This window comes from Fontimonas sp. FW305-C-3, from assembly GCF_058783185.1.
In genome coordinates this window covers 451,049-471,849 of sequence record NZ_JBYSYK010000002.1, presented here as the reverse complement: position 1 = coordinate 471,849, position 20,801 = coordinate 451,049, and the positions used below count along the sequence as shown (strand labels likewise).

Sequence of the window (20,801 nt, the reverse complement as noted above, 5' to 3'; positions counted from 1 at the left end):
ACTGGGTAGAAATTGATGTTACAGGTACGGCGAAAGGCCGCGTATTATACGCGCCCAATGAACTGGCTCAAGGCATTAATTCCAAAAAAGAGGTCCGCGCGTCCGGCTGTACGCCGCATTCCGCGCGAAGATCACCCGATTTCCCGCAGTCAGTTCACGCAGGGCGCCACGCGCACGCTGTATGGGTTGAAGGACGCCGGCTACGAGGCCTATGTGGTCGGCGGCGGTGTCCGCGATCTGCTCGCGGGTCTGTCGCCCAAGGATTTCGATATCGCGACCAACGCGCATCCGAACCAAATCCGTCAGGTCTTCCGTTCCTGCCGGCTGATCGGCCGGCGCTTCGTCATCTGTCATGTGCGTTTCGGCAACGACGTGCTGGAAGTGACGACCTTCCGCAATGTCATCACCGACGAGCATGAGCGCGACGGTACGGGGCGCATCCTCGACGACAACGAATACGGCACGCTGGAGACCGATGCGTTCCGCCGCGACTTCACTGTCAACGCGCTGTATTACGACATCCGCGACTATTCGATCGTCGACCTGACCGGCGGCCTGGATGACATGGATCGTCGCCTGATCCGCCTGATCGGCGATCCGGAGACGCGCTACCGCGAAGATCCGGTGCGCATGCTGCGTGCGGTGCGCATCGCCAACAAGCTCGGCTTCGAGATCGAGAAAGCGACGGCTGCGCCGATTCCGCAGCTCGCCGGCCTGCTGCGCGAGATTCCGCCGGCGCGCCTGTTCGATGAAGTGATCAAGCTGCTGCAGTGCAAGGACGGCGTCGCCAATCTCGAAGGCCTGCATCGTTACGGCCTGCTCAAGCACCTGCTGCCGTCGGCCGACGCGGCGATGGAAGATCCGCGGCACGGCGAATTTCTGCGTCAGGCGTTGGCCAACACCGCGCAGCGCATCGAATCCGACCAGAGCGTCAGCCCGGCGTTCCTGTATGCCGCGCTGCTGTGGCCGAGCGTGCTGCGCGAGTACAAGCGCCTGACCGAGCGCGAAGGCGTGCATGCCAACGTCGCGATCGTCCAGGCTTCGGACAAGGCACTGAGCCAGACGCTGCGGCACATCATGATTCCCAAGCGCTTCTCGCTGCCGATGCGCGAGATCTGGGTGCTGCAGCCGCGTTTCGATGCGCGCGGCGGCCGCGCGCAGCGGCTGCTGACCCATCCGCGCTTCCGCGCGGCCTACGATTTCCTGGTGCTGCGCGCCGCCGTCGGCGAAGTGCCGCAGGCAGCCGCCGACTTCTGGACGACGGCGCAGATCGGCATGCCGGCCGCGCCGCGTCATCAGGATCGCCGTCACGCCGAGGAACCGGAAGGCGAGTTCGACGATGGGGATGTCGCGGAGTCGAGTGAATCGGCGCCGGCAGCACCCAGCGGGCCGAAGAAGCGCCGTCGCCGTCGCGGCGGCCGTGGACGCAAATCCGGCTCCGGCCAGAGCGCGCCGCCGACCGCGGACTGAAGACGGGCGACCAGCGAATGCGCGTCGCCTACGTTGGCCTGGGCGCCAATCTTGGCGATCCGCCCGCGCAGCTGCGTGCGGCGCTGGATCGGATCGCCGGGCTCGGCCGCATTGATGCGACATCGCCGTTTTACCGCAGCGCGCCGATGGGGCCGGCGGATCAGCCGGCCTTCTGCAACGCGGCCTGCCGCCTTGAAACCGCGCTCGAACCCGAAGCGCTGATGCAGGCGCTGCTCGGCGTGGAACTGCAGATGGGCCGCCAGCGCAGCGTCAAATGGGGGCCGCGGACCATCGATCTCGACCTGCTGCATGTCGAAGGCCTGCAGTGGGACAGTGCGAGCCTGCAGCTGCCGCATCCCGGCATCGCGCAGCGCAACTTCGTGCTGGCGCCCTTGATCGATGTCGCTGCCGACGGCCTGCGAATCCCCGGCTTGCCGCCGTTGGAAGAGGCCTTGCGCGCGATTGGCCGTGAAGGCCTGGAGTTGTGGGGCGCCTGAGCGCACAGCGGCGCGCAGATTGCTATATTTCGCGCCCTCGTCGCCCGGACACACAGGACCTGAGGCCATGAACACCGCGAAACCCGTCAACATTGCCGAGTTGCGCCGTATGCGCAGTGCCGGCGAGAAGATTGCCTGCCTGACCTGCTACGACGCCAGTTTCGCGCTGATCGAAGATCGCGCCGGCGTCGATGTCGTGCTGATCGGCGACTCGATGGGCATGGTCCTGCATGGCGGCAAGACGACGACGCCGGTCACCGTCGACGACATCGTCTACCACTCGCGCTGCGTCGCACCGCATCTGTCGCGCGCCTTCCTGATTGCCGATCTGCCGTTCCTGTCCTACGCGACGCTGGACCGCGCGCTCGATGCTTCGCAGAAGATGATGCAGGTCGGCGGCGCGAAGATGGTCAAGCTCGAAGGTGGCAAGGAGCAGGCCAGCATCGTCGAATACCTGGCGATCCGCGGTGTGCCGGTCTGCGCGCATCTGGGTCTGCAGCCGCAGTTCATCCACAAGATGGGTGCCTTTAAAGTGCAGGGCCGCGATTCCGCCGCCGCCGCAGCAATGATCGAGGACGCCCGTGTACTGGCCGAGGCCGGCGCGGACCTGCTGTTGCTTGAATGCATTCCCGCGGAACTGGGTGCGAAGATCGCCGCCGCTTCGCCGGTTCCGGTGATCGGCATCGGCGCCGGCGCCAGCGTCGACGGCCAGATCCTGGTGCTGCACGACATCCTCAACATCTCGCCGACGGTGACGCTCGGCCATACGCCGCGTTTCGTGAAGAACTACATGACCGGCGGCGTCGACATCGAAACGGCGATCGGCAACTACGTCCGCGAGGTGAAGTCGGGCGCGTATCCGGCACCGCAGCACTGCTTCGCGAGCTGATCCAGCCGCCGCATGATCACAGTCCATACGATTGCCGAGCTGCATGCGCAGCTCGATCGCTGGCGCGCGCAGGGCCAGCGCGTCGCGTTCGCGCCGACGATGGGCAATCTGCACCGCGGGCACCTGCGCCTGATGGAAGAGGGTAGGCGCCAGGCGGATCGCGTCGTCGCCAGCATCTTCGTCAATCCGCTGCAGTTCGGGCCCAAGGATGACTTCGCCCGCTATCCGCGCACCTTGGCGCAGGACCAGGCCGCCCTGGAACAGGCCGGCGTCGATCTGCTGTTCGCCCCGAGCACCGAGGAGATGTACCCGCGCGGCCGCGAGAATCTGAGCAAGGTCTGCGTGCCCGAGGTCAGCGCCGAGCTCGAAGGCGCTTTCCGGCCCGGTCATTTCGACGGCGTGACCACGGTCGTCAATATCCTGTTCAACCTGGTGCAGCCGGATGTCGCCCTGTTCGGCCAGAAGGACTTCCAGCAGCTGGCCGTCATCCGCCGCATGGTCGCCGATCTGCGCATGCGCCTGCGGATCGTCGGCGTGGCGACCGAACGCGATGCCGACGGCCTGGCGCTGTCGTCCCGCAACCAGTATCTGGCCCCGGCGGAGCGCGTTCTGGCGGTCGAGTTGTACCGCAGTCTGCAGCTGGTTTCCGGGCAGGTTCGCGAGCCGGAAAACAAGCTCGAAGAAACCTTAGAAGAGCAACGCAATCGACTGAAGGAATTGGGCTTTGTGGTTCAGTATCTGGAGGTCCGTAACCCCCTGCTGCTGCCCCGCCAGAACCCCTCCGAAGATGCCGTGATTCTGGTCGCCGCCAAGCTCGGAACGACCCGCCTGATCGACAACCTGCAGGTGCATGTGACAGAAATTTGATGCACTGCACGATTGTCGTTAGACTCCGGGCCGCATCAGCTGTGGCGCCGATCACAGCAACGGGCGTATGTCTTAGTGGGCCGCCCGCCATATCCAAGACCCCTGGGTCGCCGAGCGCATGTCTTATTGGGCCGCCGGCGCGCCAAAGTTCCTAGAGAGGCATACGCCATGCAATTGCAAATGCTGAAATGCAAGCTGCACCGCGCCTGCGTGACACACGCAGAACTCGACTACGACGGCTCGTGCGCCATCGACTCCAAGCTGCTGGAGCTGGCAGGCATTCTTGAGTTCGAGCAGATCGACATCTACGACATCACCAACGGCGAGCGTTTCACGACGTACGCCATCCGTGCCGAACCCGGCTCCGGCATCATCTCGATCAACGGTGCCGCGGCCCACAAGGCCCGCGTCGGTGATCGCGTGATCATCTGCGCCTACGGTGCGATGGATTCGGCGGTTGCGCATACCCACAAGCCGCGTCTGGTCTACCTCGACGAAAAGAATCGCGTCGTGCGTACCGCCAACACGATTCCGCAGCAGGCGGCATCGAACGCGTGATCGGGGCGTGACCTCGGTCAAGGCGTGGTTCCCTACGCTGATCTACTGTGAACGCCTGCAGGCCCGTGGCCTGCAGGCTTTTAATTTGGAACTGCTGGACGAGTGCTACCGCATTCGTGATTACGACGCCCCCGGGCGTCAGTGGTCGGCCAAGAATTATCCGCCCGGCTACACGAGCTACGGCTCGCTCGATCAGCTGCACCGGTTCTCTTCGACGTTCGACACCCTGCGCGAGCGTATCGATACGCATGTCGCGTCCTACGCGCGCGCGCTCGACTGGGATCTGCGCGGTGGCCGCCTGAGCATGAGCGACTGCTGGCTCAGCATCATGCCGCGCGGTTGCGCGCACAGTTTTCATGTCCATCCGCAATCCGTCGTCAGCGGCACGTACTACGTGGCAACGCCGAAGGGCTGTGCCGGCCTCAAGTTCGAGGATCCGCGCATGACGCACTTCATGGCGGCGCCGGCGCGCAAGCAGCGCGGGCGCGAAGATCAGCGCGCGCACATCAGTTATCCGGCGCGCACCGGCAATGTGATCCTGTTCGAGAGTTGGTTGCGCCATGAAGTGCCGCCCAGCCAGATCGACGAAGACCGCATCAGCATCAGCTTCAACTATCACTGGGCCTAGCCCGCGCCGCGCAAGAATTTCCAGATAGCTGGCGTTCAGCTGTCGCGCGGCGGCCGCATCGCGGCCATCTTCACGGTGAAGCACAGAACCAGTAGCCTGTGACGTTCCACAGCTTAGTCAGTGTCTTCCGCCCGCAATGTCCAAACTCACGCGAAGCCCCGCCTGGCAGGCGCTGGACGCACAGGCGCTGCGCCTGAACGCCCAGCATCTGCGCGAACTGTTTGCACGCGATCCCGAGCGGGTACAGCGCTTCAGTGCCGAAGGCTGCGATCTGTTTCTCGACTATTCGCGGCAGCTGATCGACGAAGAGGCGCTCGCTGCCTTGCTGGCGTTCGGCGAGCAACAGCGGCTGGCGCAATGGCGCGATCGCATGTTCGCCGGCGAGGCGATCAATCACACCGAGCAGCGCGAAGTCCTGCATGTGGCGCTGCGTGCGCCCAAGGGCGATCCGGCGTACCTGCGGATCAGCGGCGATATCCACGACGTCCTCGATCGCATGTATGCGTACGCCAAGGCGCTGCGCAGCGGCGAACTGCGCGGTGCCAGCGGCGCGCGGATCACGGATGTCGTCAACATCGGCATCGGCGGCTCGGACTTCGGTCCGCGCATGGTCTGCGACGCCCTCAATATGCAGATCGACGGGCCGCGGCCGCACTTCGTCGCCAATGTCGACGGCGGCGACCTGTACAGCGTGCTGAGCGGACTCAGACCGGAGTCGACGCTGTTCATTGTCGCCAGCAAGACCTTCACGACGCTGGAGACGATTGCCAACGCCAAGCGCGCCCGCGAGTGGATCGTCGCGGCGCTCGGCGATGCGGCGGTGTCTTCGCACTTCGCGGCGGTGTCGACCAACGCCAAGGCGGTGCGGGCTTTCGGCATTGCCGAAGACAGTCAGTTCGGCTTCTGGAACTGGGTTGGCGGCCGCTATTCGCTGTGGAGCGCGATCGGCCTGAGCATCATCGTCTCGCTCGGCCCCGAACGTTTCGCGGCGCTGCTCGCCGGTGCGCATGCGATGGACCGTCATTTCGCGACGGCGCCGATGGCGCGCAACCTGCCGATGCTGATGGGCCTGATCGGCGTCTGGAACAGCAATTTCGTCGGCTGCGCGAGCCAGGTCGTCGTGCCGTATGCCGAGCATCTGCGCATGCTCTGCGGCTGGGCGCAGCAGCTGGAACTCGAATCCAACGGCAAGGGCGTCAACCGCGACGGTGTTCCGGTCGACTACCGGACCACGCCGGCGCTGTGGGGCAGTGTCGGCAGCAATGCCCAGCATGCCTATTTCCAGATGCTGCATCAGGGTCCGGAACGCCACGCCGTGGATTTCATTCTGCCTGCCGCCGTCGAGCATCCCTACGCAGACATGCATCAGCTGCTCATCGCCAACTGCCTGGCGCAGTCGGCGGCGTTGATGCACGGCAAGCCAGCCGAGCAGGTCCGCGAGGAGCTGACCGCGGCGGGCCAGAGCGGCGCGGCGCTGGAAGCGGCGATTCCGCATCGGGTATTTCCCGGCAACCGGCCGAGCAACACCGTGCTGCTGCCGATCCTCGACGCCTGGCACCTGGGTGCGCTGCTCGCGTTGTACGAGCACCGCACCTTCGTGCAGAGCGTGCTGTGGGAGGTCAACGCCTTCGATCAATGGGGCGTCGAGCTCGGCAAGCAGACTGCGCAGCGCATCATCGAGCCCAAGCCGGGCGACGACGCCAAGATCGATGCGACGACGCGCGCGCTGATGCAGCGCGTCTCGACCATGGCGGCGAAGCGAGGCAGCTAGGCGTAGCCCGGGATGCAGGTTTGATATGAGCGTGAATCCCGGGGTTCACCCGGGCTAGGTTGCCTTTACGCCGAATGCTGTTCCAGCGCCCAGCGCACGTGCTCGCGGACCATTTCGTCGTCGTGATCGGCGCGTGAGTTCAATGCGGCGATGACTTCCGGTGTCGTCGTCGCATTGCCGAGGCCGACGGCGAGATTGCGCAGCCAGCGCGCATAACCGGCGCGGCGCAACGCCATGCCTTCGCTGCGGCTCGACCATTCGCTTTCGCTCCAGCCGAACAGATCCACCAGCCGTGCGGCGTCGAGGCCGTGGCGCGGCGCGAAGTCGGCCTCGGCGGTGAGCTGGGCGTGGCGGTTCCAGGGGCAGACCAGCTGGCAGTCGTCGCAACCGAAGACGCGGTTGCCCATCAGAGGGCGCAATTCCAGTGGAATGCTGCCGTGGTGTTCGATCGTCAGATAGGAAATGCAGCGCCGCGCATCGAGCTGATAGGGCGCGACGATGGCTTGCGTCGGGCAGATCTTGATGCAGGCGTTGCAGCGGCCGCAGGCGCTTTCGACCAGCGCCGTCGCCGGTGCCGGCAGTGGCATGTCGGTATAGATCTCGCCGAGGAAGAACCACGAGCCGGCGGTCTTGCTCAGCAGCAGGGTGTGCTTGCCGATCCAGCCAAGACGCGCATCGCGCGCCAGTGCTTTTTCCAGCGAGGGCGCGCTGTCGCAGAGCACGCGGAAGCCGTGCGGCGCGATCGCCTGTTCGAGGCGCTGGCCGAGCTTGACCAGCCGTGCGCGCATCAAGCGGTGATAGTCGCGGCCGAGCGCATAGCGCGACACGTAGGCGAGATCGTCGCTGCGCAGCACTTGCATTGCATCGGCCGCCTCCGGCCGGTAGTGCAGGCGCGTGCTGATCACGCTCAGCGTGCCGGGATGCAGGCGCCGCGGATCGCGCCGCATGTCCGGATCGCGCGCCATGTACTGCATCTCGCCATGCCGACCCAGTTCCAGCCAGCGCTGCAGGTGGGCGTAGTCGCCGTCCAGCTCGCAGGTCGAGATGCCGGCATCGCTGAAGCCGAGCTCGCGCGCCCACTGCGGGATCAGATTCGGAATGTCGTCGAGGGGGACAGCGGTCATGGAGGCACTGGCTTTTGGCTGGCGACATTATGCGGGGCGCTGCGCGCCGGCTTCTATAATGCGCGCATGAGCGAGGCCGCCAATCTGTTGTACGACGCCGATCAGGTGCGGGCGCTGGAGCGCGCGGCGATTGCTGGCGGCATTCCCAGCTACGGCCTGATGCAGCGCGCTGCCGCGGCATGCTGGAAGCTGATCTGTGCCGAGGGCATTCCGGCATCCCTGGTCGTCGTTGCCGGCAGCGGCAACAACGGTGGCGACGGTTACGAGATTGCCTGCCTGTCGCGGCAGGTTCAGGTGCCGGTGCGGGTTTTCGCGGTCAGCGAACAGATTCCGAGCGGCGATGCCGCAATGGCGCGACAGGCCTGGCTGGCGCTGGGCGGCGAGATCGAGCCGCTGCCGGCTGTGCTGCCGGCGAGCGAGTGGCTTGTCGACGCCGTGTTCGGCATTGGCTTGTCACGGCCGCCGACGGGTATTGCGGCGCAGGCGATTGCGGCGATCAACGCGGCGCGTGACGCAGGCGCGAAGGTGTTCGCCGTCGATGTGCCGTCGGGGCTCGACGCGACAAGCGGACGCGCTGACGGCGCTTGTGTGCATGCCGACCTGACGCTGAGCTTCATCGGCAACAAGCTGGGTCTTTGGACCGGCGATGGCGCCGAGTGCTGCGGCCGCCGCATTCATGACGACCTCGGTGTTCCGGCGGCGTTGTTCGCCGCGCAGCCGCCGCGTGCGCAGCTGCTGACGCGCCTGCATCTCCAGCAACTGCAGCGCCGCCCACGCAATGCCCACAAGGGCCTGTTCGGGCATGTGCTGGTGGTCGGCGGCAATCTGGGCATGGCCGGTGCCGCGCTGCTCGCGGGGCGGGCGGCGCTGCGGGCCGGAGCCGGTCTGGTCAGCGTGGCGACGCGGGTCGAACATGCAGCGGCGCTGGTGGCTGCGCAGCCGGAACTGATGGTGCATGGCGTAGCGTCGGCGGACGATCTGCGCAATCTGGTGACGCGCGCCACGGTCGTTGCGCTGGGACCGGGCCTTGGCCAGGACGCCTGGGCCCGCAGTCTGTTCGCCCAGTTGTTGAGCAGCGACAAGCCGATGGTCGTCGATGCCGATGCGCTGAACCTGCTGGCACGGGTGCCGCAGCAGCGCGAGGACTGGGTGCTGACGCCGCATCCGGGCGAGGCCGCGCGCCTGCTGGGTTGCAAGAATGCGGAGGTGCAGGCCGATCGCGGGGCCAGTCACGCCGCCTTGCAGCAGCGTTATGGCGGCGCCGTCGTCCTTAAGGGCGCCGGCACGCTGGTCAGCGGCGATCCGCTCGCGATCTGCGCGCACGGCAATCCAGGCATGGCGGTCGCCGGCATGGGCGACACGTTGACCGGCGTGATCGCCGCGTTCATGGCGCAGGGTATGTCGGCGCTCGACGCCGCGCAGCGCGGCGTCGTCGCGCATGCCGTCGCGGCGGATGAAGCGGCAGCTGGCGGTGAGCGCGGCCTGCTGCCGGGCGATGTCATCGACCGTCTGCGCGGCGTGGTCAATCCATGACGGTCTGCAGTCGACGGCTGCGCGATGCGGCGGCAACGGCGGCTGCGGGCGCGATGCTGGCGCGCCGGCTGGCGAACTCGTCGACCGGCGCCGTTGTCTATCTGCTCGGCGACCTGGGCGCCGGCAAGACCAGCTTCGCGCGCGGGGTTCTGCAGGCGTTGGGGGTGGAGGGCACGGTTCGCAGCCCGACCTATACCCTGATGGAGCCCTACCGGCCGCCGCGGTTGCCGGGTCTGCAGCTGCTGCATATGGACCTGTATCGCCTGCACAGCCCGGATGAGCTGTGGGAGCTGGGGCTGGACGGTTATGCCCCGGATTCCTCGGTCTGGCTGGTCGAATGGCCGGAGCGCGGAGCGGGTGTGCTGCCTGCGGCCGACCTGACGCTGACACTGGAGCATCAGGGCGCTCAACGCCTGCTGAAAGTGGAGGGGCGGGTGCCTTGGCTGGCCGAATTTTGCGGCGATCTGGACACGATTTAGATAAGTTGGATTAACAAAGTTGCTTATCACCATGTTTGATAAGGGTATTGACCCTTGCATTGCGCAAAAAATAGGCGTAATTTCTGCCCATCTCCTACGGGGTGGGTTTATGCGCTGGGGTTTGCTGGTTCTCGCGATGCTGGTGACGCCGCTTGCCACGGCAGCGGAGTTGCGCGACCTGCGTCTGTGGGATAGCCCGGAATCGACCCGCGTTGTCTTCGATCTGGATGGCGATATCACGCACAAGATCTTCACGCTGGAAAATCCGCACCGCGTTGTCGTCGACATTGCCGGCATCAGCGGCAAGGCGATGAAGAAGATCAATGCCGTTCCTGGCCTCGGTGTCGTCGAGCGTCTGCGCAGCGGCCCGCGCGGCGATGGCTTGCGCATCGTGCTCGACGTCAAGGGCTCGGTGTTCGCGAACAGCTTCGAGCTGATGCCGAACGAGGAGTATGGCCACCGTCTGGTCGTCGATATATCGAATCCCGAAGCGGCGCGCATTCCGGTCGAGTCGGCGGATCCGATCGGCGCGATTGCCGCCGCAGCGGCAGCGCCGGCGACTGCGCCCGTCGTCGTGACCAGCGCGGAAGTCGCACAGGCGCCGAAGATTGTCGCGGCACCGGTCATCAATGCACCGCTGACCAGTGCACCCGCCATCGAAAGTCCGACGAACTCGGCGCTGCGCGACAAGCCGATCGTCATCACGATCGACGCCGGTCACGGTGGCGAAGATCCGGGCGCCAAGGGCAAGAGCGGCCTGCGCGAAAAGGATGTGGCGCTCAGCGTCGCACGCAAGCTGGCGAAACTCATCAACAGCACGCCGAACATGAAAGCGGTGCTGACCCGCGACGGCGACTATTACCTCGGCCTGCGCGAGCGCGTGAATGTTGCGCGCAAGCATCAGGCCGATCTGTTCGTTTCGGTGCATTGCAACGCGTTCACCAAGAGCCACCTGCGCGGCACGGCGGTCTACGTGCTGTCGGATCGCGGCGCGACCAACGAGCATGCGCGCTGGCTGGCGCACAAGGAAAACTCGGCGGATCTGGTCGGCGGCGTCGGGTTGCACGGCAAGGACAACGAACTCGCCGCGGTGCTGATCGACCTGTCGCAGGGCGCGACGATGGAAGCCAGCTTCGACGTCGGCAGCCGCATCCTGTCGTCGATGGGCAAGATCAACCGTCTGCAGAAGGACGACATCCAGCAGGCCGGTTTCGCGGTGCTCAAGGCGCCGGACATCCCGTCGGTGCTGGTCGAGACCGCGTTCATCACGAATGCCGCCGAGGAAAAGCTGCTGGCCTCCACGGAATTCCAGAACAATCTGGCCAAGCAGATCTTCGAAGGCATCAGCGGCTACTTCCAGAGCTATCGGCCGAAGCAGCAGCTGGTCGAGGCCGAGCCGGGCCTGCAATACGTCAGCAGCGTGTCCACCGAGCGCAGCCGCTCCGGTGCAGCGATCACCCAAGGCGTTTCCCAGTAGAAAGGGAGAAGCTATTAGGCCGGGCGAGCCCAGCTCGTCCGGCATTTTTTTGATCGCGATAATCCAGGCACCGGGTGCAGGCACTAAACTGCGCGGATGACCTCCGTGATCCGTGTTCTCCCCGATCAGCTCATCAATCAGATTGCCGCCGGCGAAGTCGTCGAGCGGCCGGCGGCTGTCGTCAAGGAACTGGTCGAGAATGCGCTGGATGCCGGCGCGCGGCGCATCGAGGTCGAGCTGGAGCGCGGCGGTACGGGCTTGATCCGCATCCGCGACGATGGCCGCGGCATTGCCCGCGACGAACTGGCGACGGCGTTGCAGCGCCACGCGACGAGCAAGATTGCTAGCTTCGACGATCTCGAACGCGTCGGCACCCTGGGTTTTCGCGGCGAGGCGCTGCCGAGCATTCTGTCGGTGTCGCGCATGCGCCTGAGCGCGCGGCCGGCCGACAGCGATCACGGCTGGATGCTGGCCGGCGAAGGCCGCCTGGAGCTGCCGACGCCGGCGCCCTGCGCCTTGCCGCCGGGCACCTGCGTCGAGGTCGCCGACCTGTTCTTCAACACGCCCGCGCGGCGCAAGTTTCTCAAGGCGGAGTCGACCGAGTTCCGCCATGCGCAACAGGCGCTGGAGCGGATTGCGCTGTCGCGTTTCGATGTCGGTTTTTCGCTGAAGCATAACCAGCGCAAGGTCTGGGACCTGCCGGCGGCCGACAGCGAACATGCGCGCGAAGCGCGGATCGCGACGCTGTGCGGCGATGATTTCGTCGCCCAATCGGTGACGCTCGACGAATCGCGTCTGGGCATGCGCCTGCAAGGCCGCATCGGCTTGCCGAGCTTTGCGCGCCAGCAGGGCGATCTGCAGTTCTTCTACGTCAACGGCCGTCTGGTCCGCGACCGGCTGCCGAGCTTCGCACTGCGCCGTGCGTTCGCCGACGTCATGCATTCGACGAACTACCCGGCGTATCTGCTGTATCTGGAACTCGATCCGGCGAGCGTCGACGTCAATGTCCATCCGCAGAAGACCGAAGTACGTTTTCGCGACGGCGGCAGCGTTCACGATCTGCTGTTCGGCGCCGTGCACCAGTGCCTGCGGCGCATCCGGCCCGAAGCGCAGACGCATCGGATGGATCCGCAGCCGTTTGTCAGCGACGCCGGACTGACGGTGCAATCGCCGCTGCGTTACGAGCGCGCCGGATCGACCTATGCGCCGCGCGCCGCCTCGTCTCCGTCGTGGGGTGTTGCCGAGGTCCGCGTCGGCCATGCGCTGCCGGACAGTGCGCTGCCGATCGTCGAGCCAGCCGTCGAGGACGACGTGATGGCGGCAGCGCCGCTGGGGCACGCGCTGGCGCAGCTGCACGGTGTTTTCGTGCTGGCGCAGAACCGCGAAGGCCTGGTGCTCGTCGATGCGCATGCGGCGCACGAACGCGTGCTGTACGAGCGCATGAAGACGCAGCTGGAAAAGGGCGGCATTCCGGCGCAGGCGCTGCTGATGCCGCTGGCGATCAACCTGCACGAAGACGAGGCCGATGCGCTGGAGCTGCGACGCGACGAGCTGTATCGGATGGGCATCGACCTCGATCGCGCCGGACCGGCGTCGGTGCGCGTGCGCGCGGTGCCGCCTTTGCTGTCGACGGCCGATGTCGAGGATCTGATTCGCGGCCTGGTGCGCGACGATGAGCGCCGTCTGAGCCAAAGCCATTTTGGCGAGGCGCTCGATGCGCAATTCCGCGTGCTGGCCGATGTCGCCTGCAAGGCGGCGATCAAGGCCAACCGGCGGCTGACGCTGGCCGAGATGGATGCGCTGTTGCGCGACATGGAGCGCACCGAATTGGCAGGGCAGTGCAACCACGGCAGGCCGACCTGGGTGCAGTTCGGCATGCAGGATCTGGATCGCCTGTTTCTGCGCGGTCGCTGAGGATGCCGCAGCTTCCGCTGATTGCGTTGATGGGCCCGACGGCCTCCGGCAAGACCGGCCTGGCGCTGGCGCTGGCTGCGCAATATCCCGTCGAGATCATCAGCGTCGATTCGGCGCAGATCTATCGCGGTATGGACATCGGTACCGCCAAGGTCACCGCCGAGCAGCAGGCGCTGGTGCCGCATCACCTGATCGATATTCTCGATCCTGGCGAGCCCTACTCGGCAGCACGCTTCGCCGCCGATGCCGAAGCGCTGATTGCGCAGATCCGCGCACGCGGACGCACGCCGCTGCTGGTCGGCGGCACGATGTTGTACTACCGCGCATTGCTCGATGGGCTGAGTGCCTTGCCCAGCGCCGATCCCGCGATCCGCGCGGCGCTGGAAGCGCGCGCGGCGGGTGAGGGCGTTGCCGCGCTGCATGCGGAGCTGCGCCGCCTCGATCCGGAAACCGCGGAGCGCCTGCATCCCAACGATCAGCAGCGCATCCAGCGCGCGCTGGAAATTCATGCGATCACCGGCGTGCCGCCCAGCGAGTTCTACCGGCGCGAGCGTCCGGCCTCGACCTTGGGCCCGGTCGTCCGGCTCGGTCTGATCGAGTTGCCGCGGTCGCTGCTGCATGCGCGCATCGATCGGCGCTTCGACGACATGATCGGGGCCGGCTTCGTCGATGAGGTCGCGCGTCTGCGTCAGCGCGGCGATCTGCATCCCGCGCTGCCGTCGGTGCGCGCGGTCGGTTACCGGCAGATCTGGGCGTATCTGGATGGCGAGTGCCCGCTGGATGAGGCTATCGAGCGAGGCAAGGCGGCGACCCGGCAGTACGCCAAACGTCAGCTCACCTGGATGCGTTCCGAGCCGGAAATCCGACCGCTCGACCCATTGGCACCGAATCTGCTTGATCAGGTACGGTCTTTGCTGTCATAACGTCAGCAGAGCACCACAGGTTCGCCCCGGGGTGCGCCGAGGCTGCGTGATAGACTCGGTGCGCAAAAAAAGGTCTCGAAGCCGCCCAGCCGTGTCGGCAACAACTAGAAAGGTCCGTCCGATGTCCAAAGGTCACACACTACAAGAACCGTTTCTCAACGCCCTGCGCAAAGAGCGCATCCCGGTCTCCATCTATCTGGTGAACGGCATCAAGCTGCAAGGCCAGATCGAGTCCTTTGATTCATTCGTTGTGCTCTTGCGCAACAGCGTCAGCCAGATGGTCTACAAGCACGCCATCTCGACCGTCGTTCCGGCGCGCGCCGTCCGCATCTACGAACCGAATGCCGAAGATGGTGATGAAGCGCCGGCTGCAAACACAGAGGCCGAGTAATCGCATTGTTGGGAGCGGTGTCGGCATTCCGGCGGTTTGTCGCAAGTTTTTCTGCAAACGCTTTAGTCCGGCTGGGGTCGCGATGACCCTGGCTGTTGGCGTTGGTGACAATTCGCCCTTGAGCGATTCCGCAGCCTATGTTTGAGCGGCCCAAGGCCGGCCAGAAGGCCATTCTGGTGCATCTGGAGTTCCCCGGTGTCGACTTCGAGTCGGACCGTGCGGAGTTCATCGAACTGGCGCGTTCGGCAGGTGCCGAAGTCCTCGAAGTGGTTGGCGGCAGCCGGCGTCTACCGGACCCGGGCTTGTTCGTCGGCACCGGCAAGGCTGAGGAAATCGCCGCGCTGGTCGCCTCGGAATGCGCCGAGCTGGTCATTTTCAATCACACGCTGAGCCCCAGCCAGGAACGCAATCTCGAGCGCGAGTTCAAGGCGCGCGTGCTGGATCGGTCCGGCCTGATTCTCGACATCTTCGCGACGCGGGCGCGCTCACACGAAGGCAAATTGCAGGTCGAGCTGGCCCAGCTCAACCACATTGCGACGCGGTTGGTCCGCGGCTGGACCCATCTTGAGCGTCAGCGTGGCGGTATCGGTTTGCGCGGCCCGGGCGAAACCCAGCTTGAAACCGATCGCCGCCTGATCCGCGGGCGCATCGGCGCGCTGAAGAAGCAACTCGAGGATGTGCGCAACCGGCGCGCGCGCAGCCGTGCGGCGCGCGGCAAGAACGAAGTGCCGACGGTGTCGCTGGTCGGTTACACCAATGCCGGCAAGTCGACCCTGTTCAATGCGCTGACCGGCAACAACACCTTTGCATCGAGCCAGCTGTTCGCGACGCTGGACACGACGGTTCGCCGCATGCCGCTGCGTTCGGGCGAGCATGTTGTGGTGGCCGACACGGTCGGCTTTATCCGCGATCTGCCGCACGATCTGGTCGCGGCGTTTCGCGCGACGCTCGAGGAAGCGCGCGATGCGTCGCTGCTGCTGCATGTCGTCGACAGCGCCGACCCCGAGCGCAGCACGCGGATCGCCCAGGTCGAGGCCGTGCTTGAGGAGATCGGCGCTGCGGACGTGCCGCGCATGGAGGTCTTCAACAAGATCGACCTGCGCCCGGAGCTGCAGCCGCATGTCGATCTCGACGGCGAAAACCACAGCCTGCGCGTGTTCGTGTCCGCCCAATCCGGCGCCGGTCTGGAACTGCTGCGCGACGCCGTCGCCGAACGCCTCGACCTGAGCCCGCAGGAACATGATCTGGTGCTGCCGCCGCAAGGAGGGCGCCTGCGTTCCCAGCTGTTCGAGCGCCGCGCCGTTCTTACCGAAGCCCTGGACGAAGAGGGCAATTACCGCCTGAAGGTCTCGATGCCGACCAGCCAGTTGCAGCGCCTGTACCGTGCTGCCGGGCTGCCGCTGCCCGCCGCCCTTGCAAATGCGAGCCCGCTCGAATGACGCCGGAGCAGCGGGCGGCCTTGGACTGCTAGAATTCAGCCCCATAGAAATGCCCGTGGGGCATCGTGCGGCGCCATCCGCCGCGGCAGCGGTCGGCAGCGGCGTCCGCATCAATACAATTCACCAGTAAATCACCAGTTTCTCGGAGTGTTCAATGGCTTGGAATGAGCCCGGCCCGGGTCGCGACCCATGGAATCAGGGGCCGAAGCGTGGCGACGGTCCGCCGGATGTCGACGAGGTGCTCAAGCGCCTGAAGTCGCGCTTTGGTGGCGGCCGCAAGAATCCCGGCGATGGCAGCAAGTCCAGCGGTCCGCTGCCCGGCGGCCTGATCGGTCTGGTCCTGCTGGCGATCGGCCTGCTGTGGGTCGGCTCCGGCTTCTATGTCGTCGACGAGCAGGAGCGCGCCGTGGTGCTGCGCTTCGGCCAGTACGTCGGGACGACCGAGCCCGGCCTGCGCTGGCGTGTGCCGTGGCCGATCAACAGCCACGAGATCGTCAACGTCACCGGGATCCGCGCGACGCGCGACCGCGCGACGATGCTGACGCAGGACGAGAACATCGTCGACCTTGAGCTGACCGTGCAGTACCGCGTGTCGGAGATCAAGGATTACGTGTTCAACACCTCGGACCCCGAACTGACGATGCGTCAGGCGACCAAGTCCTCGGTGCGCGAGATCGTCGGCCAGTCGAAGATGGATTTCATCCTGACCGACGGCCGCCAGGAAATCGCCGACCGGACGAAGGTGCTCCTGCAGGAGCGCATGAACGAGTACAAGACCGGCCTGTTCGTGACCGAAGTCAACCTGCAGCAGGCGCAGCCGCCCGAGCCGGTGCAGGCCGCGTTTGCCGACGCGATCAAGTCGCGCGAAGACCAGCAGCGTCTGAAGAACGAGGCCGAGGCCTACGCCAACGAGCGTCTGCCGCGTGCACGCGGCGCAGCGGCGCGCCAGATCGAGGAGGCCAACGGCTATCGCGATCAGGTCGTGGCGAAAGCCGAGGGTGATGCAGCGCGCTTCGACCAGTTGCTGGCTGAGTACCGCAAGGCGCCGAAGGTCACGCGCGAGCGCATGTATCTGGATGCAATGAGCGCGGTTTACGGCAGCAACAGCAAGGTGCTGGTCGATGTCGACAAGGGCTCGCCGTTGCTGTACCTGCCGCTGGAGCAGTTGATGCGCGGCGGTGCCAGAACTGATGGTGCGTCCGATTACGTGACGACCCCGCCGGCGTCGCACGGCGGCGCGCCGACCCCGGACAACAGCGCGCGTTCGCGCTCGAGGACCCGCTAATGCGTACGCTCAATCCAACGACGATCGCGATCGCGTTCTTCGCGTTGCTGATGGTCATCGTCAATACCTTCTTCATCGTCGATCAGCGTGAACGCGCGGTGCTGTTCCAGGTCGGTGAGCTGAAGAACGCGACCTATGCCCCGGGCCTGCACTGGAAGGTTCCGTTCTATCAGTCGGTGCGCAAGTTCGACGCGCGTCTGCTGACGCTCGACAACCAGACCGAGAACTTCCTGACCGGCGAGAAGAAGAACGTCGAAGTGTCGTTCTACGTCAAATGGCGCATTGCCGACGCAGCGACGTACTACCGCGCGACCGGTGGCCAGGAGCTGGTGGCGATGGATCGTCTGTCGGCGATCATCAATCGCGGCCTGCGCGACGAATTCGGTTCGCGCACGATCCAGCAGGTCGTCTCCGACGACCGCGACACGATGATGCAGGAAGTCGAGCGCAAGGTCGTGCCGAACATGGCCGATCTGGGCGTCGAGATCGTCGACATCCGCCTGCAATCGATCAATCTGCCGCAGACGGTCAGCGAATCGGTCTACGACCGCATGCGCGCCGAACGTGCCCGTGTGGCTTCGGACCTGCGCGCGCGCGGTGCCGAAGAAGCCGAGCGCATCCGCGCCGATGCCGATCGCCAGGCCCAGGTCACGCTGGCCAACGCCTACAAGCAGGCCGAAACAGTGCGCGGCGAAGGCGATGGCAAGGCTTCCGAAATCTACGCCAAGGCTTTTGGCCAGGATCCGGAGTTCTACAGCTTCTATCGTTCACTGAACGTCTATCGCGACAGCTTCAGCAGCGGCTCCGACCTGCTGGTGCTGGAACCGAACGGCCCGTTCTTCAAGTATTTCCGCGGCGGCACGCAATGAGTCTGGACTGGACCGAGCTCGTCAAAGCGCTCGGACTGGTGATGGTGATCGAGGGCTTGCTGCCGTTCGCGGTGCCGACACAATGGCGGCGCATGCTGGTGTCGATGTCGCAGCTGTCGAGCCGGAATGTGCGCGTCATCGGTCTGCTGAGTCTGTGTTGTGGTGCGCTGCTGTTGCAGCTGATGGGTTGATGAGTCGAATCTGGCCATGCTGAACAAGAAATGGATGCTGCCGGAAGGCGTCGAGGAATCGCTGCCGCCGCTGTCGTGGCAGATGGAAGCGCTGCGCCGCAAGCTGCTCGATCATTACCGCAAGCAGGGTTATGAGCTGGTGCTGCCGCCGCTGATCGAGCATCTCGATACGCTGCTGACCGGTACCGCGCAGGGTCTTGAGCAGCAGACCTTCAAGCTCACCGATCCGGCCAGCGGCCGTCTGCTCGGTCTGCGCTCGGACATGACGCCGCAGGCGGCGCGCATCGCCGCGCGGCGCTATGCCGACCAGGACGTCGTGCGCCTCTGCTATCTGGGCACCGTGCTGCGCACCCAGGCCGATGCGCTTGGCGGCTCGCGCTCGCCGCGCCAGGTCGGTTGCGAGTTGTTTGGCTCGGCCGATACCAAGGCGGATCTCGAAGTGCTGCAGCTGATGCTCAAGACCCTGAGCCTGGCCGGCGTGCGCAATGCGCATCTCGATCTTGGCCATGTCGGCATCTACCGGGCGCTGACCGCGAAGATGAATCTGGATGCCGCGGACGAAGCCGCGCTGTTCGCGATCCTGCAGCGCAAGTCGCATCCCGACCTCGCCGAGTTCTCGCAGAACCGCAAGCTCAAGGCGCGTGCCGTCGAGCCGATTTCGCAGCTGATGGATCTCAATGGCGACGCCGGCGTGATCAAGCGCGCGCGTGACATTCTCAAGGCCGCCGGCGAGCCGGTCGCCGAGGCGCTGGCGACGCTGGAGAAGATCGTCAAGGCGCTGCGACTGAGCGCGCCGAAGACAGCGATCCATATTGATCTCGCCGAGCTGCGTGGGTACCGCTATCACACGGGTATCGTGTTCGCGGCGTTTGCGCCCGGTCATGGCCGTGAAATCGCCCGCGGCGGACGCTATGACGGCGTCGGTGCCGAGTTCGGACCGGCGCGGCCGGCCACCGGTTTCTCGGCCGACATGAACGAGCTGTTGCGGCTCGGCAAGGCAAAGTAGGTTTGGTTGTTTTCAGGCATTGATGCAGTGATCAAGGGGGTAGTTCATGGGTAAGTCGGTCGTAGTCATCGGCGCGCCCAGGCCGCGTCTCGACGCGGCTGCAACACAAGTGGGGCTTTGCCCCATTGTGCGCAGGCTTAGCAATGGAATATTTGGCGCGGAATCAAAAGGGGTAGTTCATGGGTAAGTCGGTCGTAGTTATCGGCGCGCAATGGGGTGACGAAGGCAAGGGCAAGGTCGTTGATCTGTTGACGCCCAGCGTCCAGGCGGTGGTGCGTTTCCAGGGCGGCCACAACGCCGGCCACACGCTGGTCATCAATGGCGTGAAGACCGCGCTGAACCTGATTCCGTCCGGCATCATGCGCCCCGGCGTCGCCTGCCTGATCGGCAATGGCGTCGTCATCTCGCCGCCGCACCTGATCGCCGAGATCGAGAAGGTCGAAGCAACGGGCGCCTCGGTGCGCGACCGCCTGCGCATCTCCGAAGCCTGCCCGCTGGTGCTGCCGGTGCATGCCCAGCTCGACCAGGCGCGCGAGCGTGCGCGTGGCGACGCCAAGATCGGCACGACCGGCAAGGGCATCGGCCCCGCTTACGAAGACAAGGTTGCGCGCCGTGCGATCCGCATCGGCGATCTGTTCCATCGCGAACAGCTGGCGGCCAAGCTCGGCGAGCTGCTCGGCTACCACAACTTCGTGCTGCAGAATTACTACAAGGAAGAGCCGGTCGACTTCCAGCGCACGCTGGACGATCTGCTCGGCTACGCCGAGATCATCCGGCCGATGGTGGCCGACGTCACCGAGCTGCTGCGTATCCAGCTGCAGCGTGGCGACAACGTCTTGTTCGAAGGTGCGCAGGGCGCGCTGCTCGACGTCGACCACGGCACCTATCCGTACGTGACCTCGAGCAACACGACGGCCGGCGGCGCCGCGACCGGCACCGGTGTCGGCCCGCGCGAGCTCAACTACGTGCTCGGCATCGTCAAGGCCTACGCGACGCGCGTCGGTTCGGGGCCGTTCCCGACCGAGCAGGAAAACGACATCGGCCAGCACATCCGCGACAAGGGCGCCGAGTACGGCACGGTCACCAAGCGTCCGCGCCGCTGCGGCTGGTTCGACGCGGTGGCCGCGCGCCGTTCGATCTTCAACAACAGCGTGTCCGGCCTGTGCGTGACCAAGCTGGACGTGCTCGACGAACTCGACGTCATCCGCCTGTGCGTCGGTTACAAGGTCAATGGTGTCGCGGTGGAAACCCCGCCGATCGGCGCCGAAGGTTTCGCCCGGATCGAGGCGATCTACGAGGACGTGCCGGGCTGGAAAACCAGCACCTACGGCGTGACCAGCTATGACGCGCTGCCGGCGCAGGCGAAGTTCTATCTGAAGCGGCTGGAAGAGGTGACGGCGACCGAAGTCGCGCTGATCTCGACCGGTCCGGATCGCGAGCACACCATCGTGCTGCGGAATCCGTTTGATTGAAGGCCGGACTTTCGGGGC

General features: G+C 65.5%; 20 protein-coding genes. 19 read left to right on the top strand and 1 reads right to left on the bottom strand.

The features are described 5' to 3' along the window. The first annotated feature begins 57 nt into the window (after positions 1–57). The 7 genes from pcnB to pgi all read left to right on the top strand — a co-directional run bounded on the left by pcnB (position 58) and on the right by pgi (position 6,680). Positions 58–1,470 carry a polynucleotide adenylyltransferase PcnB gene (pcnB, locus tag AC3WUF_RS08370; RefSeq protein WP_492424408.1) on the top strand — a complete coding sequence of 471 codons (1,413 nt, stop codon included), beginning with the start codon at positions 58–60 and terminating at the stop codon, positions 1,468–1,470. A gap of 17 nt (positions 1,471–1,487) precedes the next feature. Beyond that, positions 1,488–1,967 (top strand): 2-amino-4-hydroxy-6-hydroxymethyldihydropteridine diphosphokinase, encoded by a 480-nt coding sequence (gene folK, locus AC3WUF_RS08365; RefSeq protein WP_492424406.1) that lies wholly within the window; start codon positions 1,488–1,490, stop codon positions 1,965–1,967. Between the two features lie 67 nt (positions 1,968–2,034). Next, complete coding sequence (gene panB / locus AC3WUF_RS08360) at positions 2,035–2,856, top strand: 3-methyl-2-oxobutanoate hydroxymethyltransferase (protein WP_492424404.1); 822 nt, start codon at positions 2,035–2,037, stop codon at positions 2,854–2,856. Between the two features lie 12 nt (positions 2,857–2,868). Beyond that, the gene (gene panC, locus AC3WUF_RS08355; protein WP_492424402.1) at positions 2,869–3,723 is read left to right on the top strand and encodes a pantoate--beta-alanine ligase; all 855 of its coding nucleotides are present in this window, start codon (positions 2,869–2,871) and stop codon (positions 3,721–3,723) included. A 168-nt stretch (positions 3,724–3,891) separates the two neighbouring features. After that, positions 3,892–4,281 carry an aspartate 1-decarboxylase gene (gene panD, locus AC3WUF_RS08350; RefSeq protein ID WP_492424400.1) on the top strand — a complete coding sequence of 130 codons (390 nt, stop codon included), beginning with the start codon at positions 3,892–3,894 and terminating at the stop codon, positions 4,279–4,281. Between the two features lie 7 nt (positions 4,282–4,288). Beyond that, entirely contained in the window at positions 4,289–4,909 is a 621-nt protein-coding gene (locus tag AC3WUF_RS08345; protein WP_492424398.1) for a TIGR02466 family protein, read from the top strand. Between the two features lie 136 nt (positions 4,910–5,045). Then, entirely contained in the window at positions 5,046–6,680 is a 1,635-nt protein-coding gene (pgi, locus tag AC3WUF_RS08340) for a glucose-6-phosphate isomerase (protein WP_492424396.1), read from the top strand. Between the two features lie 65 nt (positions 6,681–6,745). Here the strand turns inward: pgi and queG are convergent, their stop codons facing one another. After that, positions 6,746–7,804 carry a tRNA epoxyqueuosine(34) reductase QueG gene (queG, locus tag AC3WUF_RS08335; protein ID WP_492424394.1) on the bottom strand — a complete coding sequence of 353 codons (1,059 nt, stop codon included), beginning with the start codon at positions 7,802–7,804 and terminating at the stop codon, positions 6,746–6,748. Positions 7,805–7,870: 66 nt separating this feature from the next. On the opposite strand from queG, the gene AC3WUF_RS08330 reads away from it, so the two are divergent. The 12 genes from AC3WUF_RS08330 (at position 7,871) to AC3WUF_RS08275 (ending at position 20,783) form a co-directional block, all read left to right on the top strand. Beyond that, on the top strand, positions 7,871–9,337 hold the full coding sequence (locus AC3WUF_RS08330; protein WP_492424392.1) for an NAD(P)H-hydrate dehydratase: 1,467 nt from the start codon (positions 7,871–7,873) through the stop codon (positions 9,335–9,337). Beyond that, a complete protein-coding gene (gene tsaE, locus AC3WUF_RS08325; RefSeq protein WP_492424390.1) occupies positions 9,334–9,816 on the top strand; it encodes a tRNA (adenosine(37)-N6)-threonylcarbamoyltransferase complex ATPase subunit type 1 TsaE in 483 nt (160 codons plus the stop codon). Before AC3WUF_RS08330 ends, tsaE begins: the two co-directional genes overlap by 4 nt. Before the next feature lie 109 nt (positions 9,817–9,925). Further along, complete coding sequence (locus tag AC3WUF_RS08320; RefSeq protein WP_492424388.1) at positions 9,926–11,293, top strand: N-acetylmuramoyl-L-alanine amidase; 1,368 nt, start codon at positions 9,926–9,928, stop codon at positions 11,291–11,293. Positions 11,294–11,389: 96 nt separating this feature from the next. After that, positions 11,390–13,207 (top strand): DNA mismatch repair endonuclease MutL, encoded by a 1,818-nt coding sequence (mutL, locus tag AC3WUF_RS08315; RefSeq protein WP_492424386.1) that lies wholly within the window; start codon positions 11,390–11,392, stop codon positions 13,205–13,207. A gap of 29 nt (positions 13,208–13,236) precedes the next feature. Then, positions 13,237–14,130, top strand: a complete 894-nt coding sequence (gene miaA, locus AC3WUF_RS08310; protein WP_492424384.1) for a tRNA (adenosine(37)-N6)-dimethylallyltransferase MiaA — start codon at positions 13,237–13,239, stop codon at positions 14,128–14,130. 121 nt (positions 14,131–14,251) lie between these two features. Further along, complete coding sequence (gene hfq, locus AC3WUF_RS08305; protein WP_492424382.1) at positions 14,252–14,521, top strand: RNA chaperone Hfq; 270 nt, start codon at positions 14,252–14,254, stop codon at positions 14,519–14,521. Positions 14,522–14,658: 137 nt separating this feature from the next. After that, a complete protein-coding gene (gene hflX / locus AC3WUF_RS08300; protein WP_492424380.1) occupies positions 14,659–15,960 on the top strand; it encodes a ribosome rescue GTPase HflX in 1,302 nt (433 codons plus the stop codon). Between the two features lie 154 nt (positions 15,961–16,114). Next, positions 16,115–17,245 (top strand): FtsH protease activity modulator HflK, encoded by a 1,131-nt coding sequence (hflK, locus tag AC3WUF_RS08295; protein ID WP_492424378.1) that lies wholly within the window; start codon positions 16,115–16,117, stop codon positions 17,243–17,245. Next, entirely contained in the window at positions 17,245–18,114 is an 870-nt protein-coding gene (hflC, locus tag AC3WUF_RS08290) for a protease modulator HflC (RefSeq protein ID WP_492424376.1), read from the top strand. The genes hflK and hflC overlap by 1 nt, the downstream gene beginning before the upstream one ends. Further along, entirely contained in the window at positions 18,111–18,305 is a 195-nt protein-coding gene (locus AC3WUF_RS08285; RefSeq protein ID WP_492424374.1) for a DUF2065 domain-containing protein, read from the top strand. Before hflC ends, AC3WUF_RS08285 begins: the two co-directional genes overlap by 4 nt. A 16-nt stretch (positions 18,306–18,321) precedes the next feature. Beyond that, complete coding sequence (locus tag AC3WUF_RS08280) at positions 18,322–19,311, top strand: ATP phosphoribosyltransferase regulatory subunit (protein ID WP_492424372.1); 990 nt, start codon at positions 18,322–18,324, stop codon at positions 19,309–19,311. A gap of 179 nt (positions 19,312–19,490) precedes the next feature. Beyond that, positions 19,491–20,783 carry an adenylosuccinate synthase gene (locus AC3WUF_RS08275; protein WP_492424370.1) on the top strand — a complete coding sequence of 431 codons (1,293 nt, stop codon included), beginning with the start codon at positions 19,491–19,493 and terminating at the stop codon, positions 20,781–20,783. The last annotated feature ends 18 nt before the right edge of the window (positions 20,784–20,801 follow it).

Bases quoted from the DNA above. Each gene is read 5' to 3' on its own strand.
- pcnB (WP_492424408.1), top strand. From the start codon at position 58: ATGAACTGGCTCAAGGCATTAATTCCAAAAAAGAGGTCCGCGCGTCCG.
- folK (WP_492424406.1), top strand. From the start codon at position 1,488: ATGCGCGTCGCCTACGTTGGCCTGGGCGCCAATCTTGGCGATCCGCCC.
- panB (WP_492424404.1), top strand. From the start codon at position 2,035: ATGAACACCGCGAAACCCGTCAACATTGCCGAGTTGCGCCGTATGCGC.
- panC (WP_492424402.1), top strand. From the start codon at position 2,869: ATGATCACAGTCCATACGATTGCCGAGCTGCATGCGCAGCTCGATCGC.
- panD (WP_492424400.1), top strand. From the start codon at position 3,892: ATGCAATTGCAAATGCTGAAATGCAAGCTGCACCGCGCCTGCGTGACA.
- pgi (WP_492424396.1), top strand. From the start codon at position 5,046: ATGTCCAAACTCACGCGAAGCCCCGCCTGGCAGGCGCTGGACGCACAG.
- queG (WP_492424394.1), bottom strand. From the start codon at position 7,804: ATGACCGCTGTCCCCCTCGACGACATTCCGAATCTGATCCCGCAGTGG.
- AC3WUF_RS08330 (WP_492424392.1), top strand. From the start codon at position 7,871: ATGAGCGAGGCCGCCAATCTGTTGTACGACGCCGATCAGGTGCGGGCG.
- tsaE (WP_492424390.1), top strand. From the start codon at position 9,334: ATGACGGTCTGCAGTCGACGGCTGCGCGATGCGGCGGCAACGGCGGCT.
- AC3WUF_RS08320 (WP_492424388.1), top strand. From the start codon at position 9,926: ATGCGCTGGGGTTTGCTGGTTCTCGCGATGCTGGTGACGCCGCTTGCC.
- mutL (WP_492424386.1), top strand. From the start codon at position 11,390: ATGACCTCCGTGATCCGTGTTCTCCCCGATCAGCTCATCAATCAGATT.
- miaA (WP_492424384.1), top strand. From the start codon at position 13,237: ATGGGCCCGACGGCCTCCGGCAAGACCGGCCTGGCGCTGGCGCTGGCT.
- hfq (WP_492424382.1), top strand. From the start codon at position 14,252: ATGTCCAAAGGTCACACACTACAAGAACCGTTTCTCAACGCCCTGCGC.
- hflX (WP_492424380.1), top strand. From the start codon at position 14,659: ATGTTTGAGCGGCCCAAGGCCGGCCAGAAGGCCATTCTGGTGCATCTG.
- hflK (WP_492424378.1), top strand. From the start codon at position 16,115: ATGGCTTGGAATGAGCCCGGCCCGGGTCGCGACCCATGGAATCAGGGG.
- hflC (WP_492424376.1), top strand. From the start codon at position 17,245: ATGCGTACGCTCAATCCAACGACGATCGCGATCGCGTTCTTCGCGTTG.
- AC3WUF_RS08285 (WP_492424374.1), top strand. From the start codon at position 18,111: ATGAGTCTGGACTGGACCGAGCTCGTCAAAGCGCTCGGACTGGTGATG.
- AC3WUF_RS08280 (WP_492424372.1), top strand. From the start codon at position 18,322: ATGCTGAACAAGAAATGGATGCTGCCGGAAGGCGTCGAGGAATCGCTG.
- AC3WUF_RS08275 (WP_492424370.1), top strand. From the start codon at position 19,491: ATGGGTAAGTCGGTCGTAGTTATCGGCGCGCAATGGGGTGACGAAGGC.